At 56.9% G+C, this 22,039-nt stretch carries 10 protein-coding genes; all 10 read right to left on the bottom strand.

Features of this window, described 5'->3' with window-relative positions; genetic code table 11:
* Window positions 1-18: 18 nt before the first annotated feature.
* Entirely contained in the window at window positions 19-3,111 is a 3,093-nt protein-coding gene (locus ACMGGR_RS03290; RefSeq protein WP_414148154.1) for a multidrug efflux RND transporter permease subunit, read from the bottom strand.
* On the bottom strand, window positions 3,108-6,329 hold the full coding sequence (locus ACMGGR_RS03285) for an efflux RND transporter permease subunit (RefSeq protein ID WP_414148153.1): 3,222 nt from the start codon (window positions 6,327-6,329) through the stop codon (window positions 3,108-3,110). The genes ACMGGR_RS03290 and ACMGGR_RS03285 overlap by 4 nt, the downstream gene beginning before the upstream one ends.
* On the bottom strand, window positions 6,326-7,555 hold the full coding sequence (locus ACMGGR_RS03280; RefSeq protein ID WP_246760091.1) for an MdtA/MuxA family multidrug efflux RND transporter periplasmic adaptor subunit: 1,230 nt from the start codon (window positions 7,553-7,555) through the stop codon (window positions 6,326-6,328). Before ACMGGR_RS03280 ends, ACMGGR_RS03285 begins: the two co-directional genes overlap by 4 nt.
* Before the next feature lie 166 nt (window positions 7,556-7,721).
* Window positions 7,722-9,131: an efflux transporter outer membrane subunit gene (locus ACMGGR_RS03275; RefSeq protein WP_246760090.1), complete on the bottom strand. Its 1,410-nt coding sequence runs from the start codon at window positions 9,129-9,131 to the stop codon at window positions 7,722-7,724.
* The gene (locus ACMGGR_RS03270) at window positions 9,131-12,250 is read right to left on the bottom strand and encodes an efflux RND transporter permease subunit (RefSeq protein ID WP_414148152.1); all 3,120 of its coding nucleotides are present in this window, start codon (window positions 12,248-12,250) and stop codon (window positions 9,131-9,133) included. Before ACMGGR_RS03270 ends, ACMGGR_RS03275 begins: the two co-directional genes overlap by 1 nt.
* A 10-nt stretch (window positions 12,251-12,260) precedes the next feature.
* The gene (locus ACMGGR_RS03265) at window positions 12,261-13,388 is read right to left on the bottom strand and encodes an efflux RND transporter periplasmic adaptor subunit (RefSeq protein ID WP_414148151.1); all 1,128 of its coding nucleotides are present in this window, start codon (window positions 13,386-13,388) and stop codon (window positions 12,261-12,263) included.
* Between the two features lie 216 nt (window positions 13,389-13,604).
* Complete coding sequence (locus ACMGGR_RS03260) at window positions 13,605-13,793, bottom strand: toxin-antitoxin system HicB family antitoxin (RefSeq protein ID WP_246760087.1); 189 nt, start codon at window positions 13,791-13,793, stop codon at window positions 13,605-13,607.
* 234 nt (window positions 13,794-14,027) lie between these two features.
* Window positions 14,028-16,922 (bottom strand): autotransporter domain-containing protein, encoded by a 2,895-nt coding sequence (locus ACMGGR_RS03255; RefSeq protein ID WP_414148150.1) that lies wholly within the window; start codon window positions 16,920-16,922, stop codon window positions 14,028-14,030.
* A 617-nt stretch (window positions 16,923-17,539) separates the two neighbouring features.
* Entirely contained in the window at window positions 17,540-19,264 is a 1,725-nt protein-coding gene (locus ACMGGR_RS03250) for a penicillin-binding transpeptidase domain-containing protein (protein ID WP_246760085.1), read from the bottom strand.
* Between the two features lie 491 nt (window positions 19,265-19,755).
* A complete protein-coding gene (locus ACMGGR_RS03245) occupies window positions 19,756-22,038 on the bottom strand; it encodes a molybdopterin guanine dinucleotide-containing S/N-oxide reductase (protein WP_246760084.1) in 2,283 nt (760 codons plus the stop codon).
* Window position 22,039 lies beyond the last annotated feature (1 nt).

Here is a 22,039-nt window from a genome sequence, read left to right as displayed (position 1 = left end):
AGTCATTATTTTCATCATTTAAGCTCTGAGGCGTGCCCACTGGCGTTTGGTAGCGCGACTGGCGCGATCGAGATAGAGGTAAACCACCGGCGTGGTAAACAGCGTTAACAGCTGGCTCAGCGCCAGGCCACCGGCAATCGCCAGGCCCAGCGGGCTGCGCAGATCGGCATCGCCGCCGCTGCCCAGCGCCAGCGGCAACGCACCAAAAAAGGCGGCCAGCGTGGTCATCATAATGGGTCGAAAGCGCATCAGACAGGCCTGGGTAATCGCCTGCTGCGGCGTCATGCCCTGGTTACGCTCGGCGGCCAGCGCAAAGTCGATCATCATAATGGCGTTCTTTTTCACGATACCGATCAACAGCAAAATGCCGATTAGCGCAATAACCGTCAGCTGCGTGTTGGTCAGCAGCAGTAAGAGCAGCGCCCCGACGCCCGCGGACGGCAGCGTGGAAAGAATGGTCAGCGGATGGATATAGCTTTCGTACAGCATGCCCAGCACGATATAAACGGCGGCCAGCGCGGCCAGAATCAGCCACGGCATTGAAGCCGACAGATCGGCAAAAGCCTTCGCCGTTCCCTGGAATCCGGCCTGAACATCGCTCGGCAGCCCGATTTTTGCCATCGCGGTTTTAATCAGCGCCGACGCCTGCTCCAGCGAGACGCCGTCCGCCAGGTTAAAGGCAATGGTGCTGGTCGCCGACTGCCCCTGATGCGCTACCGACAGCGGCGCGTTGGCTCCGCTGAAGCTGGCAAAAGCGGAAAGCGGGATCTGAGCGCCGGAATCGTTAACGACGTAAAGCTTGTTCAGCATGTCCGGATCGCGCGTATAGGCGTCCTGTAGCGACATCACTATATGATATTGATTCAACGTCTTATAAAGCGTGGCGACCTGACGCTGCGCAAAGGAGTTGTTCAGCATCGTATCGATCATATTGACGTCGACGCCCAGCCTTTTGGCGCGGTCGCGATCGATATTGATCATCACTTCCTGGCCGCCGGTCTGGGAATCGGAGTCCACGCTGTTCAGCTGCGGAATGGCTTCCAGCGCCGCCTTAACCTTAGGCGTCCAGATACGCAATGTATCCAGATCGTCCGCCTGCAGGCTGTACTGATAGCTGGCGTTGGCGCTACGGCCGCCGATATGCAAATCCTGCGCGGCCATCAAAAACAGCTCTACGCCAGGCACGTTGCGCGTTTTGCCGCTCAGTCGGTTAGCCACTTCTGCCGCGGTCGCGTCGCGCTTTTTGAAGTCCTTAAGATGGACGAAGAAGTTGGCGGTATTGCGCGAGCCGAACGCGCCGCTGCCCATTGATGACATTACGCCATCTACTGCCGGGTCCTGCTGAATCATTTTGGCGAACGCTTCCACTTTTGGCTTCATCGCCTGAAAAGAGATGTTCTGATCGGCGCGCAGCATCCCCATCAGCAGGCCAGTATCCTGATTGGGGAAGAAGCCTTTTTGCACCACGGAATAAAGGAACAGGTTAAGGATAACGGTGAGTATCAGGCTAAACAGCGTCAGCCGCTGGTGGCGCATTACCCAGTTCAGCGCGCTGGCATAGGCAGCCAGCAGCCGGTTGAGGCCGTTTTCAATCCACTGATAAACAGGATGTGGCCGTACGGTAACCTTCGGCTTGCGCTTCAGCAGGCGTGAACAGAGCATCGGCGTCAGGCTCAGCGATACCAGCATGGAGATCACCAGCGAAACGGTCAGCGTAACCGCAAACTCGCGGAACAGACGGCCAACAATGCTGCCCATCAACAGGATGGGGATAAACACCGCTACCAGCGACAGCGTCATCGACAGCACGGTAAAGCTAACTTCGTTAGCCCCCTTGAGCGCCGCGCGTACCGGACTTAGCCCCTCTTCGATATAGCGGGTAATGTTTTCCAGCACGACTATTGCGTCGTCCACCACAAATCCGGTGGCGATAATCAGCGCCATCAGCGACAGGTTATCCAGGCTGTAGCCCAGCAGATACATCACCGCACAGGTGCCGATAAGCGAAACCGGCAGCGCCAGCGCGGGGATCGCCACCGCCTGTAAGTTGCGTAAAAAGACAAACACCACGCCGATAACCAGCATCATGGCAATCAGCAGCGTTTCTTCCGTGTCATAAAGCGAATCGCGAACGTTGGGTGAACGGTCAACGACGATTTTCAACGCCACGTCAGCCGGCAGGTTTTTTTCTAACGCCGGAAGCTGGGCTTTGATCGCATCAATGGTTTCCAGCATGTTGGCACCGGCCTGCCGCGTGACGCCGATCATTACCGACGGCGAACCGTTGTAGTAGCCGACGTTGTACTGATCTTCTACCGAATCGTAAACGGTGGCGACATCGCTAAGATGGATGGCGCGGCCATTCTGGTAGCTGACGATCAGATTACGGTACTGCTTTGCCTGTTCAAGCTGGCCGTTGCTGTCGATCACCCAAGACTGTTTTTCGCCCTGCAGCATTCCTTTCGGCAAATTGGTGGTGCTGTTGGCAATCGCCGTGCTGACCGTATCCAGCGACACGCCGAAATGGGTCAGCATCTGCGGCTGCAAATCAATGCGCACGGCGGGCAAGGCGCTGCCCATCAGCGAAACGTCGCCCACGCCCTTAACCTGGGCAATTTTCTGGTCGATTTCGCTGTCGGCCAGATCGTATAGCTCACCTTTGGAACGCGTGGTCGAGGTTAGCGCCAGCATGACAATGGGCGCATCTGACGGGTTAGCTTTGCGGTAGGTAGGCAGCGAAGGCATGCTGCTCGGCAACAGACTGCGCGAAGCGTTGATCGCCGCCTGCACGTCACGCGCCGCGCCGTTGATATCGCGGCTCAGCTCAAACTGCAAAATGACGTTGGTCGATCCCTGCGAGCTGCTGGAGGTCATCTCGGTGATACCGGCAATCTGCCCCAGCGCGCGCTCCAGCGGCGTGGCCACCGTGGCCGCCATCGTTTCCGGGCTGGCGCCCGGCAGGCTGGCGGAAACCATAATGGTCGGGAAATCGACCTGCGGCAGCGGCGCCACAGGCAGCAGGCGATAGCCCAACGCGCCCAGCAGCAGCAGCGCCAGCATTAACAGCAGCGTGGTTACCGGCCGGAAAATAAAGAAGCGCGTGATGTTCATCTTTCCGCCCTGCGCAGTCTACGACGCAGGCGCTCGGCCAGGCGATCGAACCACAGATAGATAACCGGCGTAGAAAACAGCGTCAGTACCTGGCTGAAGATCAAACCGCCCACAATCACTATCCCCAGCGGCTGGCGCAGTTCGGCACCGGAACCCGATGCCAGCATCAGCGGCAGAGCGCCCAACAGCGCCGCCATCGTGGTCATCAAAATCGGCCTGAAACGTAGCAGACAGGCCTGGTGAATGGCGTCACGCGGGCTAAGGTGCTGTTTTTTCTCTGCGTCCAGCGCAAAGTCGATCATCATAATCGCATTCTTTTTCACGATACCGATCAGCAAGATCACCCCTATCAGCGCAATCAGGCTGAATTCGGTATTCGCCAGCAGCAGCGTCAACAGCGCGCCTACCGCCGCCGAAGGCAGCGTGGAAAGAATGGTGACAGGGTGAATAAAGCTTTCGTACAGAATACCCAACACCACATACATGGTCATTAGCGCTGCCAGAATCAGCCATAGCGTGTTGCTGTTGGCATTTAAAAACGCCTCGGTTTCGCCCTGGTAGCGCAGCGTAATACTGGACGGCATATGCAGGCTTTGCTGCGTTTCGGCAATCGCCTTTTGCGCATCCTCCAGCGAGTAGCCGTCATTGAGATTGAACGAGAGCGTCACCGCCGGGAACTGGTTCAGCCGCATATGTACCAGCGAACCAATGCGCTGATGGATAGTAGCAATCGAGGTCAGCCTGACCATGCTGGTGGTGCTGGTCGAACTGCTGCTGGTCGAGCTGCTGCTGCCGGACGAGCTGCTGCCGGACGAGCTGCTGCTGGAGGAGGAGCCGGTTGTTGAAGTAGATGACGAGCCGCTGCTGTCCGACGTTGACGTTGACGACGACGAGGCCGCCAGCCAGATATCGTTAAACGACGCGGGCGACTGCTGGTACTGCGGCGCCACTTCCAGCACCACGCGATACTGGTTTGACTGGGTAAAAATAGTGGAAACCAGCCGCTGACCAAACGCATTATACAGCGCGGTATCCACGTCAGAAGCGGTAATGCCATAGCGGGCCGCGGCGTCGCGATTCAGCTCGACGTAAGCAACCTGCCCTTGATCCTGAAGATTGCTCACCACGGAACGGAATTCAGGCCGTTTCTCCAGCGCGCTGACCAGCTTCGGTGACCAGCTGACCAGGTTTTCGCTGTCCGCATCGTCCAGCGAGAACTGATACTGGTTTGGCGTCACCTGATCGTTAACCGTTAAATCCTGCGAGGCCTGTAGATACAGCTGAATACCCGGCACGTTTTTGGTCGCCTGCTGTAGCTCGCTGATGATCTTGTCGGCGCGCTCGTCGCGCTCGTCGAACGACTTCAGGTTAATTTGCAGTCGTCCGCTGTTGAGGCTGGTATTAGTGCCGTCAATACCGATAGTGGAAGAGAGGCTTTCTACCGCCGGGTTTTTCAGTACGATCTCCGCCAGCTGCTGCTGCCGCTTTGCCATCTCGTTAAAGGAGACGTCCTGTGATGCTACGGTCACGCCCTGAATCAGCCCGGTATCCTGCGACGGGAAAAAGCCTTTGGGAATGACCACATACAGCAGCGCGGTAAAGACCAGCGTCGCCAGCGCGACCAGCAGCGTCAGCCGCTGATGGTTCAGCACAATGGTCAGCAGGCGATCGTAACCGGCTACCAGCTTGTCAAAGAATTGACCTCCCTTGCGATAAAAACGGCTCTGCTTCTCTTCCGGAATGTGGCGCAGCAGATAAGCGCAAAGCATGGGGGTGAGCGTGAGCGAGACCAGCATGGAAACCAGAATCGATACCGCCAGCGTGATGGCGAACTCGCGGAACAGCCTGCCGACCACGTCGCCCATAAACAGCAGCGGGATCAAAACCGCAATCAGCGAGAAGGTCAGCGAGATAATAGTAAAGCCGATTTGCGCCGAGCCTTTCAGCGCCGCTTCCATCGGCGTTTCGCCCTGCTCCAGTCGTCTTGAGATGTTTTCCACTACCACGATGGCGTCGTCGATAACAAACCCGGTGGCGATAGTCAGTGCCATCAGCGACAGGTTGTTAAGGCTGAAGCCCGCCAGATACATCACGCCAAAGGTCCCCACCAGCGACAGCGGCACCGCCACGCTGGGGATCAGCGTCGCCGCCACGTTGCGCAGGAACAGGAACGTTACCATCACCACCAGCGCAATCGACAGCATCAGTTCAAACTGCACGTCGCTGATAGAGGAGCGAATGGTCTGGGTGCGGTCAGACAAGATCTGCACTTTTACGCCATCCGGCAGCGCGGCCTGCAGGGTCGGCAGCTGTGCCTTGATATTGTCGACCACGGAAATAACGTTAGCGCCCGGCTGGCGCTGCACGCTGATAATAATCGCCGGGCTGTTATTGGCCCACGCGGACTGATAAGTGTTTTCCGACGCCTCTTCAATGTGTGCAATATCGTGCAGCCGCAGCGCCGCGCCGTTCTGGTAAGTCAGGATCAGGTTGCCGTACTCTTTGGCCGTGCGCAGCTGATCGTTGGCGTCGATAGTAATGGAGTGATATTTGCCGTCAAAGCCGCCCTTTGAGCCGTTAACGTTGCTGTTGCTGATAAGCGTGTTAACGTCTTCCAGCGTCAGGCCGTGCGCCGCCAGCGCTTTCGGATCCATCTGCACGCGAATGGCTGGCTGATGACCGCCCGCCAGCGTCACCATACCGACGCCGGAAATCTGCGACAGCTTCAACGCAATACGCGTATTAACCAGATCCTGCACCTTAATCAGCGGTAGCGTATCGGAACTGGCCGCCAGCGTAATCACCGCCGTATCTGCCGGGTTAACCTTTTTATAGGTTGGCGGATTAGGCAGATCGGACGGCAGCAGGCTGTCGGCGGCGTTGATGGCCGCCTGCACTTCCTGTTCGGCCACGTCCAGTGACAGATCCAGCGAGAACTTCAGCGTAATAACCGAGGAGCCGCCCGAGCTGCTGGAAGCCATCTGGCTGAGACCGGCCATCTGGCCAAGCTGTCGCTCCAGCGGCGCGGTAACGCCAGAAGCGATCACGTCCGGGCTGGCACCGGGATAGAGCGTAGTGACCTGGATAGTCGGATAATCCACCTGCGGCAGCGCCGAGGTAGAGAGGAATTTGTAAGCGAAAATGCCGGAAATCAATACGCCGACCATCAGCAAAATGGTGGCGACCGGCCGCTCTATAAAGATACGGGACGGATTCATTGCGCTTTCGCTTTGCCGCTGGCAGCTTTGGTTTCGTCTGCAGTAACCACAGAGACTTTACTGCCGTTGCTGAGACGGTCGATGCCGACGGTCACCACCTGCTCGCCTGCCTTCACGCCGGACAAAATAGCCTGCTGCGTGTCGCCCAGCGCTGGCCCGGTTTTCACCGCGCGGCGCGTTACCGTTTTGTCGCTGTTAATGACGTAAACAAAACTGCCGTCGCTGCTTAACTGAAGCGCCTGCGCAGGGATCACCGTCGCCTGTTTCAGCGTGCCGGTTTGCAGCCGCATATTGACGAACTGGTTAGGAAAGAGCGCTTCGTCGTTGTTATCGAACAGGGCTTTCAGTTCTACCGTGCCGGTGCTGGTGTCGATCTGGTTACTGATAAACTTCACGCTGCCGGTAGCCAGCGCGGTCTTGCCTTCCTGATCGAAGGCGGTAGCAGGCAGTGCTTGATCGTTGTGCAAGGCCTTAATCAGCACGGGAATATTGCTTTGCGGCACGCTGAAGGTCACGGCAGCGGGCTGCATTTGGGTAATGGTGACAATGCCGGTAGAGTCGCTGGTTTGCACCATATTGCCTTCGTCCACCAGACGCAGGCCAACGCGGCCGGAAACCGGCGCGGTAATGCGTGCAAACTCGATATTCAGCTTCGCCGCGGCAATTTGCGCCTGGTCGGCCTTAACGGCACCGCGGTACTGCCCAACGGTGGCGGTCTGCGTATCAAGATCCTGACGGGCAAGCGAGTCCTGCGCATAAAGCTTGCGGTAGCGTGCCAGCGTCAGTTCCGCACTTTGCAGCAGCGCCTGATTCTGGTTGAGTTCGCCCTGGTACTGCGCCAGCGTGGCCTCATAGCTACGTGGATCGATTTGCGCCAGCAGCTGGCCCGCTTTCACCTTCTGCCCTTCGGTGAAGTAAACCTTCATCAGCTGGCCATCAACGCGGCTGGTGACGGTAACGGTCGCGTTGGGAATGACCGTGCCCAGCGCGGTCAGATAGACCGGCACATCGGCCGTGGTCACGTTGCCCGCATGCACCGCAACGGGGCCGGACATCATCATGCCGGGGCCGCCATGTGGGCCGCCCGCGCCTGGAGGGCCGCCAGCATTGCGCGCGCCAGAACTCGGCCAGAAGCGCCACGCCAGCAGCGCAAGCAGGATGACCAGGATCAGTAAAATAATTTTTTTACGGCGTGAGGATGAGGTTTTCGCAGTCGTTGGGGTCATGAGGCTCTGTAAGATCAAGTAAAACAAAGAAACGGCAGCATGACGCTACCGCCTGAAAAAAGCCAGGTCAGTCTGTGACCCGGCAATATTATGGGTGAGAGCGCTGATTAAATTCCATCCTTGTTACGTAAGGATTACGTAATCACGTAAAGCCAGCTGAAAACCGTTATGATTTCCAGCCGCCGCCCAGCGCCTTATACAGCGTAATCTGCTGATTCAGCTGCCCTAAACGCGTGGTTATCAGCGATTGCTGCGCCGCATAAAGCGAGCGCTGCGCCACCAGTACGTTCAGATAGTTGTCCACGCCTTGCTGATAGCGGATATGGGCAAAATCATAGTTGCGCTGGTTGGCCTGCTCATCCTGTTCGCGCGCGGTCAGTTCATCTTTATAGGTGTCCTGCCCTGCCAGCGCGTCGCCCACCTCTTTAAACGCGGTCTGGATCGCTTTCTCATAGTCAGCAATTTCAATGCGTTTCTGCAAATGGGCGATATCAAGATTAGCCGAGTTTACGCCGCCGTCAAAAATAGGCAGATTGATGCTCGGCCCGAACGACCAGGCCGCCGTGCCGCCTTCCAGCAGATGCCCCAGGCTGCTGGAGGTGGAGCCGCCGGATGCCGTCAGGCTGATGCTTGGGAAGAACGCCGCACGAGCCGCGCCGATATTGGCGTTGGCCGCCTTCAGCGTATGTTCGGCCGAGATAATATCCGGACGACGCGTTAACAGATCGGAAGGCAGGCCTGCCGGTGTCGCCGGGAAATCCCAGTTCTTATTCAGATGCGCATTTTGCAGCATATCCGGCGGGAGATCCGTGCCAACCAGCAGCGCCAACGCATTAACGTCCTGACGTACCTGGCGCGTATAGGTCGCTACATCAGCCTGCGCGGTACGCACGGAGGTTTCCGCCTGTACCAGATCCTGCTCGCTGCTGACGCCGCCTTCCACGCTGCGTTTGGTCAGGTTGTAAGAATCCTGCTGGCTTTTCACCGTGTCCTGCGCCAGCTTCAGCAGCTCGTTATCGGCACAGAGTGAAAGATAAGCCGACGCCACCTGTGAAATCAGGCTGATCTGCGTGGCGCGCTGCGTGGCCGCCGTCGCCAGATAACTTTCCAGTGCGGCGTCGCGCAGGCTGCGCAGACGGCCAAAGAAGTCCAGCTCCCAGGCGCTAACGCCCAGGCTGGTGTTGAACTCATGGTAGGTGACCGGGCCGGTTGACGCGGTGTTATAAAGGTTACCGGGCAGATGCGCAGCGGTTTGCGAAGCGCTGGCGCTGATGGAAGGCAGCAGCGCTGCCCTGTCAATCTGCACCTGCGAACCCGCCACTTCGACGTTTAGCGCCGCAACGCGCAGGTCACGGTTATTCGCCAGCGACATGGCAATCAGCTTGTGCATCACCGGATCGGTGAAGAAATTTTGCCAGCTGATATCCGCGCCGTTAGCCGTTGCCTTTCCCTGCTGGTCGTAGTGCGCCGCTACCGGCAGCGCAGGACGTTGATATTTCGGTTCCATCGTACAGCCGCTCAGTACCAGCACCACTGCCAGCGGCAGCGTTGCCAGTGAAAAAGTCCGGGAGTGCATTATTCTTTTACCTCAGTTTTGGTTTTTTTCTTGCCAGAGAAACGCTGTGCGACCACGACATAAAACATCGGCACAAAGAAGATCGCCAGGAAAGTGGCGGTGATCATGCCGCCCACTACGGCTGTACCGATTGAGTGCTGGCTGCCCGCGCCCGCGCCGCTGGAAATGGTCAGCGGCAACACGCCCAGAACGAAGGCCATTGACGTCATAATAATGGGACGGATACGCAGTTTGGCCGCTTCCATTGCCGCTTCGACCAGCCCTTTACCCTCTTTTTCATGCAGGTCTTTGGCGAACTCGACAATCAGGATGGCGTTTTTCGCTGCCAGGCCGACGGTGGTCAATAGCCCGACCTGGAAGAAGACGTCGTTTTCCAGTCCGCGCATCAGCACTGCCAGGATAGTCCCGAGGATACCCAGCGGCACCACCATGATCACCGAGAACGGAATCGACCAGCTTTCATACAGCGCGGCCAGGCAGAGGAACACCACCAGAAGAGAGATGGCGTAAAGCGCCGTGGTCTGCGAGCCGGAGGTTTGCTCTTCGTATGACAGGCCGTGCCACTGCACTTTGAACCCTTTCGGCAGTTTGGCCGCAATGTCATTAACCGCTTTTACCGCGTCGCCAGAGCTGTAGCCGCTGGCCGGAGAACCCATGATTTCGACCGCCGAGACGCCGTTAAAACGCTCATAGCGCGGCGAGCCATACTGCCATTCGCCGCTGCCAAAGGCGGAAAACGGCACCATGTTGCCGCTGCTGTTGCGGAAGTACCATTTGTTCAGGTCAGATGGCGTCACGCGCGAACCCGCGTTGCCCTGCAGATAGACCTTTTTCACTCGACCGTTGTAGATAAACTGGTTCACATAGCTGGAACCCCAGGCGGTGGAAAGCGTATCGTTGATATCCTCCAGGCTCAGGCCCAGCGCGCGGGCGCGTTCATCATCAATAATCAAATGATACTGCGGCTCGTCATCCATGCCGTTTGGTCGCGTTGCGGTCAGGCGTTTGTCCTGCGCGGCCATGCCAAGGAACTGGTTACGCGCCGCCATCAGCGCCGCGTGGCCCTGGTTATTGGTATCCTGCAAATAAAAGTCAAAACCGGTGGCGTTACCCAGCTCCATCACGGCAGGCGGCACCAGCGCAAACACCTTCGCGTCTTTTAGCGTGGCAAAGTGCGCCATCGTGCGAGCTGCCAGCTTTTGCACGGTTTGATCGCTGTTACGTTGAGCCCAGGGTTTCAGCAGCACAAACGACATCGCCGTGTTTTCGCCGCGTCCGGAGAAGCTAAAGCCGTTTGGCGAGAACACCGAGCTGACTTCCGGCTCGTTTTTCAGCAGCCACGCCTGAATTTCGTCCAGAACCTGCTGGGTGCGTTCCGCCGAGGCGTTGGCGGGCAGCGTGGTCTGCATCATCATCACGCCCTGATCTTCATCCGGCAGGAACGAGGTTGGCACCCGCGTAAACAGATACCCGGTCGCGACCACCACCAGCAGATAGATAACCAAAAACAGATTACGTTTAGAGATCACCGCACCAACGCTGTTAGTGTAGTGCAGCGTGCCCGCGTCAAACTTGCGGTTAAACCAGCCTGCCATACCGGTGGTTTTATGATCTGCCGAACCTGGCTTAAGCAGCGTGGCGCAGAGTGCGGGCGTGAAGATCAGCGCCATCAGCACCGAAAGCGCCATTGCGGAAACAATGGTAATAGAGAACTGGCGATAGATTACGCCGGTAGACCCGCTAAAGAACGCCATCGGCAGCAGCACGGCGGAGAGCACCAGCGCAATACCAAACAGCGCGCCCTGAATCTGCTCCATCGATTTGATCGTGGCGGCTTTGGGATCCAGCCCTTCGTCGTGCATTACACGCTCGACGTTTTCCACCACCACGATGGCATCATCCACCAGTAGCCCTATTGCCAGCACCATACCGAACATCGTTAGCGTGTTGATGGTGTAGCCACAGGCGGACAAAATGCCGAAAGTGCCCAGCAGCACGACCGGCACCACCATGGTAGTGATCAGCGTTGCGCGCAGGTTTTGCAGGAACACCAGCATCACCAGGAACACCAGTCCAATCGCTTCAAACAGCGTTTTGACAACTTCCTCAATCGACGCGCTGACCACAGGCGAAGTGTCGTAAGGGAACTTCACTTCCACGCCGTCCGGCAGCGAAGATTTCAAGTTATCTACCGTAGTACGCACCGCGTTAATCGCATCCAGCACGTTTGCGCCACTGGCGAGACGCAGCGCCATCCCGGCGGAAGGTTTGCCGTTGTAGGTCGCAGAAATACTGTAATCCTGCGGGCCAAGATCGACTTTCGCCACGTCTTTAAGACGAACCTGCGAGCCGTCCGTGTTGACTTTCAGCAGAATATTTTCAAACTGAGCAACGGATTGCAGACGCGTTTTGCCCACGATTGTGGCGCTGAATTTCGCGCCCTGCACGGTTGGCAGGCCGGCCAGCTTACCGCTGGAGATCTGCACGTTCTGCTGGGTAATGGCGGTAGAAACGTCACTGGGGATCAGCTGATATTTGTAGAGCCTGGCCGGATCGAGCCAGATACGCATGCCGTATTCGGACCCCATCACCAGGAAATCGCCCACCCCTTTGGTACGCGCAACCTGATCTTCCAGTTTGGATACCAGCAGATCGGCCAGGTCACCGTTACTCATTTTGCCGTTGGTCGAAATCAGGCTGACCACCAGCATAAAGTTGGCCTGATATTTACGAACGTTGATGCCCTGCTCGGTTACTTCCGTCGGCAGCTGCGACTCCGCCAGCGAAACCTTGTTCTGTACCTGAACCTGGGCAGTATCCGGATCGGTGCCCTGGTTAAAGGTAACGATAATGGTGGCGCTACCGTCGCTGTTACTTTGCGATTCGATATAGCGCAGATTATCGATGCCGTTCAGCTGCTGTTCAATAACCTGTACCACGGTGTTCTGCGTGGTTTCGGCGCTGGCACCCGGGTAGGTCACCTGAACAGAGATGGCTGGCGGCGCAATATTGGGGTACTGGTTGATCGGCAATTTGAGGATCGACAGACCGCCTACCAGCATCACGATGATCGCCACTACCCAGGCGAAAATCGGACGCTCAATAAAGAATTTAGACATCAGTTTTCCTCTACTGCGCTGAAGGATCGGTGGTCGTCAGGTTGGCCTGCGGCGCGGTTTTTGCCTGTGCTTCCTTTGGCTGTACCTTGCTACCCGAACGCACATCCTGCAGACCTTCTACCACTACGCGATCGTTGGCCTGCAAACCGGACGTTACCAGCCACTTGTTGCCGATCATTTCGCCTGTAGTAATGCTTTGCTGCGCTACGGTGTTGTCCGCTTTCACGATAAAGACATAGGGCTTACCTTTAGTGTCATGCATGATCGCTTCTTGCGGGGCCAGAATGCCCTGGTCGGCAACGCCTTCCGGGAAGCTGGCGTGAACAAACATGCCCGGCAGCAGAATGCGTTTCGGATTCGGGAAAGAAGCACGCATGGTGACGCTGCCGGTACCCTGATCCACCGTCACCTCAGAGAACTCCAGCTTGCCTTCCTGCTGATAGGTTGAGCCGTCTTCCAGCGTTAGCTTTACCGCTGCGGCATTGTCGCCCACGGCTTTCAGCTTGCCTTCCGCCAGCGCGCGACGCTGACGCAGCAGATCCTGCGACGATTCGCTGACGTCGACATAGATAGGATCGAGCTGCTGGATGGTGGTGAGATAGCTGGTCTGGCCGTTGGTAACCAGCGCGCCTTCCGTGGAAAGCGAGCGCCCGATATGGCCGGAGATTGGCGCACGAACTTTGGTGTAATTGAGATTGACGCGTGCGGTTTCCAGATCTGCCGTTGCTTCTCTGGCGGCAGCGACGGCATCATCATAGGATTGCCCGCTAATGGCATGCGCGGCAGCCAGCGGCTTATAGCGTTGCGCCAGCTTATTGGCGTTCAGCAGCGTCGCTTCGGCTTTATCGTAGGCCGCCTGATAGCTGGCGGGATCGATCTGGTACAGCGGATCGCCTGCTTTCACTTCACCGCCTTCCGTAAACAGGCGTTTCATGATGATGCCGCTAACCTGCGGACGCACCTCGGCCGTACGCACGGCAGTAGTACGCCCTGGCAGCTGCGTGAACAGGGTTACCGGTTCACTATGCAGTGTGGCTACGCCGACGGATACAGGCTGGTTACTGGCCTCAGTAGAAGTCTGCTGGTCACAGGCGGCCAGCAGAAAAATCAGGCTCGCTGAAAGGATCTTTAAGCGCATGGTCTGTTCTCAATAGAGTAGAATAAAATAGTAATGAGAGTGACTATTCTCATAAAAGAGGTTGATTATAGAAGGGGACGTCGGCTGACAGTGTTAAGTTTCTGATAAATTAGATGTTCAAAAGCTACGAATAAGCATTTTGTGCTACCCATCGTGCCTGATTGTATTTCTTATTGAACTGATGTTACCCGACGAGCTGGCTTCTCCCCTGACGATCTACCCTTCCGGCTCAATGCCGCGTCGACGTAGTTCACGCCGCGCCAGCTCTTTTAGCCAGCAGGAAAGCGTAACGTTTTCGTTATCGGTCAGCGTTTTTAGCTGCTTATGAAGTTCAGGATGAATGCGCAGTTGGAAAGCAGCCGAGCGTCCCCCTCGTTTCGGCGTTCTGTCTTTGATCTTGGCCATAGGCTTCCCGTCCGGTGAGAAAAAATCGCCCCTCACAGCGCTACCAACACGGCAAGGGGCTGCACGACCTAACGGAATGCGGTGTTAAATCGTGATGGCACCACCCTACTCCGAATGGCGCAAAGTAGTTGTAGTGCTGATGCAAAAAAACAGTTAAGAGTTGTGTGATCTTTTGCTGCAATCAGAGGAACCTTTGCCCAACGGCACGAACCGTCAGGCAAAGGTGGAGGAAGGTTAAAACGCGATATCGACGCCGCCACGGAATACCGACTCGTCGCCTTTATCCGCAATATGCTTATCCGCTCGCAGGAACAGCCGCGCATCTTTAGCTTTCGCCACGTCAACCCTTACGCCATACCATTGAGAATCCTGATCGAGCCGCATGCCGGGGATCTGGAAGCTTTCACCTTCTGAACCAGCCCCTGTCCACCTGGCGTTGACGTCCAGCGACGGATTGCTAAAGGCATGCTGATATTCGCCGTAAACCGACAGCAGCGACCACCATTCGTCCACGTCAAACAGCGGTGCGCTCAGGTTAAGCCCGGTCAGCCCAACGGTGCGGCTGTAGCGCGCGCTGTCGCCCTGCAGACCCAGCGCGCTGCCTTTATCTTTAAAGTCGCCGGTATAGAGCTGACTTAGCTTCATTCCGACATAAGGTTGCAGCGTCAGGTAATCGTCCAGCGACCAGCGGTAGCCCGTTTTTACCAACGCTTGCCAGCTGTCATTGCTCGTATCTGATGAGGTCGCCTGCACGCCATCAATTAACACAGCCCGATCGAGTTCGGTATTGCCGTGCTGATAGCTCAGGTTTCCTTGCCAAATCCATTCCGGCGTCACGGCATACTGCCCGTAAAACATGACGCCCTGCAGGCTGTTACTGCTGTTGCCGCCGCTGCCGTCATAGCTGGCTTTGATCTCGCTGTCGGTCACCGCCGCGCCCAGCCGCAGGCCCGTAACGTCAAAATCGCTGTCGATACCGATTGCCGTCGTATTGGTACGATAGTGGCTGCCCAGATAGCCATCCTGTTGCAGATCGCCGTGCAGCGTACCGGTTTCCGCCCATACCCCGTTATTTTTGCGTTGCTCAGGATCGAGACGGTTGTTCAGCAGCTGGTTCTGGTAGTCCAGGCTGTTGAAAAGGATGGCGTTGCCGCTGGCGTGCGCCTGCCCGGAAAGCGAGTCCAGCGCTGCCGCAGCCTCTGCACTGCTGCCGATCTGCTCAAATGCGGCGGCGGCCTGTAACAGCGAGGTTTGCTGCGCAGATAAGCCAGACTGTGTGGAAAGGCTATCGGCAACCTGCATCGCCTGTTCTACGTTTGCGGCGCTTTTCAGTGTCGCCGTACCGGTAAGCCCAGCCGCTTCCGCCGCCTGCACGGTATTGACGCGCTGAAAATGCCCGTCGACGCTGTTACTGCTATAGGCAACCGTCCCCTGCAGGAATACCCCGGTATCGACGCTGGAAAACTGGCCGCTAATCCCCTGCCCGCTTTGCAACAACGATTCGTTGGTTTGCACAACATAGGTGTCGGAAGGCAAGGTAACCTGCAATGCGCCGTTCAGCGTTGCCGGCCCCGCCACCGTCAGCGGTTCGGAAAGCGTGATGCGCAAGGTGCCGTCGGCGCTCTGTTGATAGCTACCCGCAACATGTAGCGCTCCACCAGACGTAGTGACAACCGTCCCCTGATTGCTCAGGTTGCCGCTGATGTTGCCCGAGCCAGCCAGCAAACCGCTGCCGGTTACCCGTACGTCGCTGGCGACGCTGCCATCTATATACAATGTGTTACTTTCGACCTGGGTTGCGCCCGTATAGGTGTTATTGCCGGTCAGCGTCAGTATGCCACCCGCGTCGCTGGCTCCCGTCACAATTAACCCGCCATTGCCGCTAATGTCGTTAGAAAAAACGTAGCTGCCGTAGGTCAGCGCGGCGGTAAAGTCCGCGTTATAAAACATGCCCGGCCCTTTCAGGGCCTTATCGACATCGACATTGCCCCAGCCAAAGGTATCGTTATAAGGACGGCCATTGGCGGTATCCTGACTGACGCCCTGGACGGCATCGGTATGATAGTCCGCCGTGGTTAACAAGGTTTGTTGAAGGTTGTAGCCCGTCATCCAGGGAAACTGTGCCGAGACTCTTGAGGCAGCGCCAGCAACGCGAGGCGCCGCAAAAGAGGTGCCATATTTACGCGCAAGCGTGCCGTCATCCTGCAAATAATCGGCGTAGCCTGGCGCGGCAAGACACCAGGCCGCTGCATCGCCACAGGCGTCAAATACATATAGCTCAGGTGGGCGACTGCCCTGCGCCACGGTATAGCCCGGCAGGTAACCGGTGACGGCGATCAGCCCTTTCTCCAGGCTGGCGTCGTTATAAATCAGCGGGATCTGAGCATTAGGCGATGGCGTTGAGGTGCCGTTATTACCCGTCACCACCACGCCCAACGCGTTGGCGCTGACAATGCTGCTCAGGCTGTCACGCAGCAGATCGTAACGGCCGCTGACCCGCGCGCTTTCCAGTTCAGCAGTCGTTGTCAAACGCTCGCCGGAAGCATAAGACATGTTGATAATTTTCACGCCGTTATTTAGCAGCCCGCTGATTGCTCGCTGAGTGTCGCTGTAATAAAAAAGATTGTTACTGGACGCCTGAGCTATCCACAGATCGCTGTCTGGTGCCACGCCGCCGGAAAAGGCGCCGCTGGCAAGACCGGCAATGGTCAATGCGACTACCGTTCCGTGCCCTGCCGTGCCGTTGTTATCGTTCAGGGTTTGGCTGGCCCCGGACAGATAAGAGGTAAAATGGACGTTGGCGTAGTTGATGTCTGAACGGCCAGCCGCCAGCCCCGAGTCCACTATCCCTACTTTCACCGGGCCGTAGGTTGTCACCGGGGTCGTCGATACCGGCGTTGGAGTAGTGGTTGTAGTCGTCGTTGTCGGCGTAGGCGTCGGCGTCGTTGGTGTTGGTGTCGGCGTCGTTGGCGTTGTAGGTGTTGGCGTAGTGTTTACGGTTTCATTGTTGCTGCTACCGCCGCCGCCACCACCACCACAGCCGCTGAGCAAAAGCGAGCCGATCAAAACGGCCAGTAATGACAGTGGGGAAGGAATCGGGAGTACAGATGCTGTTCGGGTAATTTGCACGGAAATCCTCTTAAATCACGTCGCGGAGACAGAGCTATCCATGCCGGAATACATAAAGTTTAGAGATCAATACATGGAATAGTAGATAAATTTAATTTAATAGATCGGAGCATTCTCAATCGTTGGAACAACTGCCGGTTTGCGAGGATATTTAGTCGTTAAAGTTGAACTGTGACACAAAGGCGAGGAAAAACAGGCGGATTGTGGAGGTTGCCAGGGAGTGGCCTGATGCGGCAATGGCTGGATTATTTTGAAAAAAGCCAGGGGGCGACGTAATGCGTTAAGGATCAGGTTGCTTTAGAAGCTGCCACGGGCCCGGAAATAAGGCGTTAAGAGGCAGGTTACTTTGGAAGTCGCTGCCGGATTGGGCATAAGGCGTTAGGGATCAGATTGCCTGGAAAGCTGCCACGGGCTCGAAAATAAGGCGTTAAGAGGCAGGTTACTTTGGAAGTCGCTATGGGATCGGGCATAAGGCATTAAGGGGTGACCGCACGGGAAACCTCTTTAATACGGCCATCCCGGCTCGTTTCGCGCTTCCCTGCGCGTAAACTATCTGCTTGTCCGGCCAGCCCTTGCCGCCGCTAAGCGGTTGGGTGGCTAACCATCCCCGAAAAGAGCTATGAGCCGTTGTGGGTAGAGTAAAGCGCGTCCGGTGCCACGTTCAGATGCTTCAGTACCGGCCCGATAATATTGCCGAACACCGGTGCCGCAACCGAGCCACCAAAGTGATCGCCAGCGGTAGGATGGTTAATCATCACCACCAGCGCCACCTGCGGATTGCTGGCTGGCGCTACGCCAGCGGTATAGTTGATATAACCGCCATCGTATTTACCGCTCGCGCCCATCTTTTCTGCCGTACCGGTCTTGATTGCCAGACGATAGCCCGGCACGGCTGCGCGCACGCCACTGCCGCCCGGCAACGCATCGCTCTCCATCATATGCACGACCGAACGCACAATGTCCTCATTGGCTACGCGCGTGCCGATAACCGGTGGCGTAACCTTAGTGATTGAAAGCGGACGATATACGCCAAAAGAGCCTAACGTGGCATATTCACGTGCAATCTGTAACGGCGTAACGCGCAGGCCATAGCCAAAGGAGAAGGTAGCCCTTTCGATATCCGCCCAGCGTTCACGATGCAGCGGAAAGTAACCCACGCTTTCGCCAGTCAACCCCAGCCCGGTTGGTCTACCCAGCCCAAAAGAGTGATAGGTATTGACCAGGACTTCGGCAGGCATCGCCAGCGCAATATGCGATACGCCAATATCGCTCGATTTTTGCAAAATGCCGGTCATAGTCAGGCGAGGCCAGTGGCCAACATCGCGGATCAGGTGGCCGTTTACGCGGTAAGGTGTGGTATCCAGCACGGAGTCCGGACGCACCAGCTTGCGCGCAAGGCCTTCCATAACCACCAGCGGTTTTACCGTGGAACCAGGCTCATAGCTGTCGTTAATTGCCGCGTTACGCATCTGGTTTGGTGACACATCAACAAAATTATTGGGATTATAAGAAGGATAAGAAGCCATCCCCAAAATTTCGCCGGTGTCGATTTTCACCAGTACCGCCGCGCCCGAGTCCGCTTTATTCACCAACACGCCGTCGCGCAGTTTGGTGTACATAGTGTACTGATCGAACTTATCGATGCTGAGCTGCACCGTCGGCGGCTGTTTTGGCGGCTCATAGTTGATCATTGCAATGATATTGCCGTGGGCATCCTGGCGATACTTCTCCTCGCCCGGCGTGCCTTGCAGTACCTTATCGTAGCCTTTTTCCAGCCCGTTCAGGCCGGTATTGTCAGCGCCAACGATGCCGATTAGCGGCGCGGTTGCTTCGCTCATCGGATAAAAACGGCTGTCATCATAAACGGTTGAGATCCCGGTCAGATGCAGTTTGGCGATGTCTTTCGCAATACCCAGCTCAATCTTATGCCCCAGGTACAAGAAGCGCCGGTTGGGGTTAGCCTTGATTTGCCGGGCAATTTCTTCGGGACGCTGATCGAGCGCGTTAGCCAGATATTCCCATTTCGCGCTGGTAAAATCGGGATTTGCTTCCAGCACGCGCTGCGGATCGGCAATGATATCGCGCGACGGCACGCTTAGCGCCAGCGCTTCGCCGTTTCTGTCCAGCAGCGTGCCGCGATTGGTTGGAATAGTCACCGTACGCAGCGAGCGCTCATCCGCCTGCTTTTCCAGCATAGGATGGTTAATCAGCTGGAGATCCCCTACCCATACCAGCAGCAGAAGCATAGAGGCAAACACGCCAAGGCAAATCAGACGAAAGCGAAAGGGATGAAAAGGCGTTTTTGCCTGGTCTTTAGCCAGTAATTTCTTTAAGCGGGGCATAGCTCTTCTGTTAGCGGATAGCGAATAACTGACCGGGAGTTATACAAAAAATGCGGGGATGATGACAGGAAAACTGTGTTTCAGATCGTGATTGTTGCGCCCGGGTTTAGCGTATAAACAGGTGGAGTTGTGCCGCCTGCGGCAGGCTTCAGGTAAAAAAAACCTGCGCATCTGCGCAGGTCGGTGAAACAAAGTAAAAGCTTTTGATGTTCACCCATCAATACCTCTGGGACGTAAACTGTAGCAACCGCACCAGCCGACCCGCCAGCCTGCATTCGCAACAGTTACCCGCAAAATGTAACCAGCCATGTGATTCTTATGCACTTTTGCACATTTAAAGCTCGCCGCTAAGAGGCCTCGGCAAGTTTTACCCACGGCAAGCGCTGCTTAAACAGGACGTGTGCCGCGCTGTTGCGGCGAGCTCAGAACGGATTTTCCACGCCGTTTTTGGGTTTTACCCGCGGCATATCATTCAGCATGCGTTACCAATATTATGCTTTCGCGTCATCAACGGCGGCCTTATGGATTTCCACCAGGCAGCTCATGGCGTTTGGTCCTTGCGTCAGCGATGAGGTGCCGATATCCAGCGTCAGCACGTTAGGATTGCCCGCGCGATCGAACGGTTGCCAGGCCTTACCGAAGCCCGGATCGAACCACGCTCCGGTAGCAATCAGGACCACGCGGCGGCTAACGCCGTCCGTAAGCCGAACGCCCGCCAGCATGCGGCCACGCTCGTTGCTGACCTCAATAACATCGCCATCGGCAATGCCTCGCGGGCTAGCATCGTCCGGATGCATCCACAAGGTTTCACGTCCGGCGGTTTTGCTGGCCTGCACGGAGGGCGTAGCGTCCATCTGGCTATGCAACCTGTCGCCAGGCTGAATAGAGATCATATGCAGCGGGAAGCGCTGGCTTAGTTCCGCGCCCAGCCACTCTTGCGGCGGCTGCCACTCGGGATGCGGCGCAAAATCTTCCAGCCCAAAACCGCCGATGGTTTCGCTAAACAGTTCAATTTTGCCGCTGGCGGTCTGGATCGGATTCTTCAGCGGATCCTGGCGAAAATCCTCCATAAAAATAAACGGTTTTCCGCCTTCCGGTACTTCTGCGTAACCTTGTTCCCAGAAGGTCTGGAACTCTGGCCAGTCAATGCCCTTACGCTGATGCGCAACCGCACACTGCTGATAAAGATGCTCGATCCACTGCATCTCGTTGCGATTTTCAGTGAAGGCCTCGCGGTAGCCCAGCCGATCGGCCAGATCGGCAAAAATATCAAAGTCGTTACGGGCCTGATGCTGCGGCCTGATGGCCTGATGCATAGCCAGCACAAAGCGGTCACGGGAAGAGCCGCCAATGTCGTTGCGTTCCAGCGTGGTGGTGACCGGCAGCACAATATCGGCCATCTGCGCGGCTGGCGTCCAGACGATGTCCTGTACGACAACGGTATCGGGCTTCTGCCAGCCTTCGACCAGGCGATTAAGCTGCTGGTGATGATGAAAAGGATTGCCGCCAGCCCAGTGAATAAGATGGATATCGGGATAGGTATGCGTTTCGCCCTGGAAAGCGTAAGGCTGGCCGGGATTCAACAGCATATCGCTGATGCGCGCGACCGGGATAGCGCGATCGGCAATCGGATTTACCCCGGTCGACATTAGCGGCGCTGGCCCTTCAATACGCGGATTGCCAACGCTGTTCATCGAACCGTGTCCAAAAGAGAAACCGGCGCCCGGCAGGCCCGGCTGCCCCAGCATGGACGAAAGTGCAATCATCATCCAGTAAGGCTGCTCGCCACGGTGCGCGCGCTGAACAGAATAGGAGCTGGTGATAAAACTCCGCTTGCCGATCAGCTGTTTAGCCAGCTGCTCAATACGCTGGGCCGGGATGCCGGTGATATCGCTGGCCCAGCGCGGCGTCTTCGCTATACCGTCGCTTTCACCCAGCAGATAGCTGCGCAGCTGCGGATAGCCGACGCAGTGTGAAGCAAGGAAATCCCGATCGGCTGCGTCCAGTCGCTCTGTCTCGAAGCCCAGCGCCAGCATCAGCGCCACGTCGGTGTTGGGCCGAATCGGAATCCACTCGGCGTTAACAAACTCCGGACAGTCATCCCGCATCGGGCTGATATTGATGATCGGCGTGCCCTTCGCTGCCAGCTCCAGCAGCGCGGGTTTCAGGCTGTGCTCGCCAGCGCCGCCGGAAGCTACCTGACCATTTTTTAGCGCCAGGCCGCCAAAGGCCAGGAAGATCTCGCAGTGTTTGACCACGTCGGGCCAGTCGGTGACGCGTCCGGTCAGCGGCATATAGGTGCCGATGATATAAGGCAGAAAAAACTGCGCCGCTCCCCAGCTGTAGTTACCCAACTGATCCACGCCGCCGCCGCCGGTGAAGTAAAAACGGCGGACGAGCGTTCGCGCATGGTTGACGCGTCCTGCCGATGACCAGCCATAAGAGCCATTAAAAATGCCGGAAGCGCCGTAGCGATCGCGCACGCGGCGGTTCTCTTCCGCCACCAGATCCAGCGCGGTTTCCCAGTCGACGGCGACAAAGTCTTCTCTTCCGCGCAGCGTGCGATCGCTTTTTTCACGCGATTTAAGCCAGGAACGGCGCACCATCGGCTGGCGAATGCGCTTGTCGGAATAAACCAGTTCCGGGATGGTATTCAGCATGGGTGAAGGATCGCGGTCGGCAAAGAAAGGCTCGCAGCGCAGCAGCCTGCCGTTTTCTACCACGGCGGTGAAGGCGCCCCAGTGGGCAAGGTGCGGCACTTTTTTAATGGTCATG

It is taken from the genome of Erwinia sp. BNK-24-b, from assembly GCF_047456155.1.
In the GTDB taxonomy this organism is placed as follows: domain Bacteria; phylum Pseudomonadota; class Gammaproteobacteria; order Enterobacterales; family Enterobacteriaceae; genus Erwinia; species Erwinia phyllosphaerae.
Note: the sequence above shows the minus strand (reverse complement) of the source record. Positions and strands in the feature narration are given on the sequence as shown.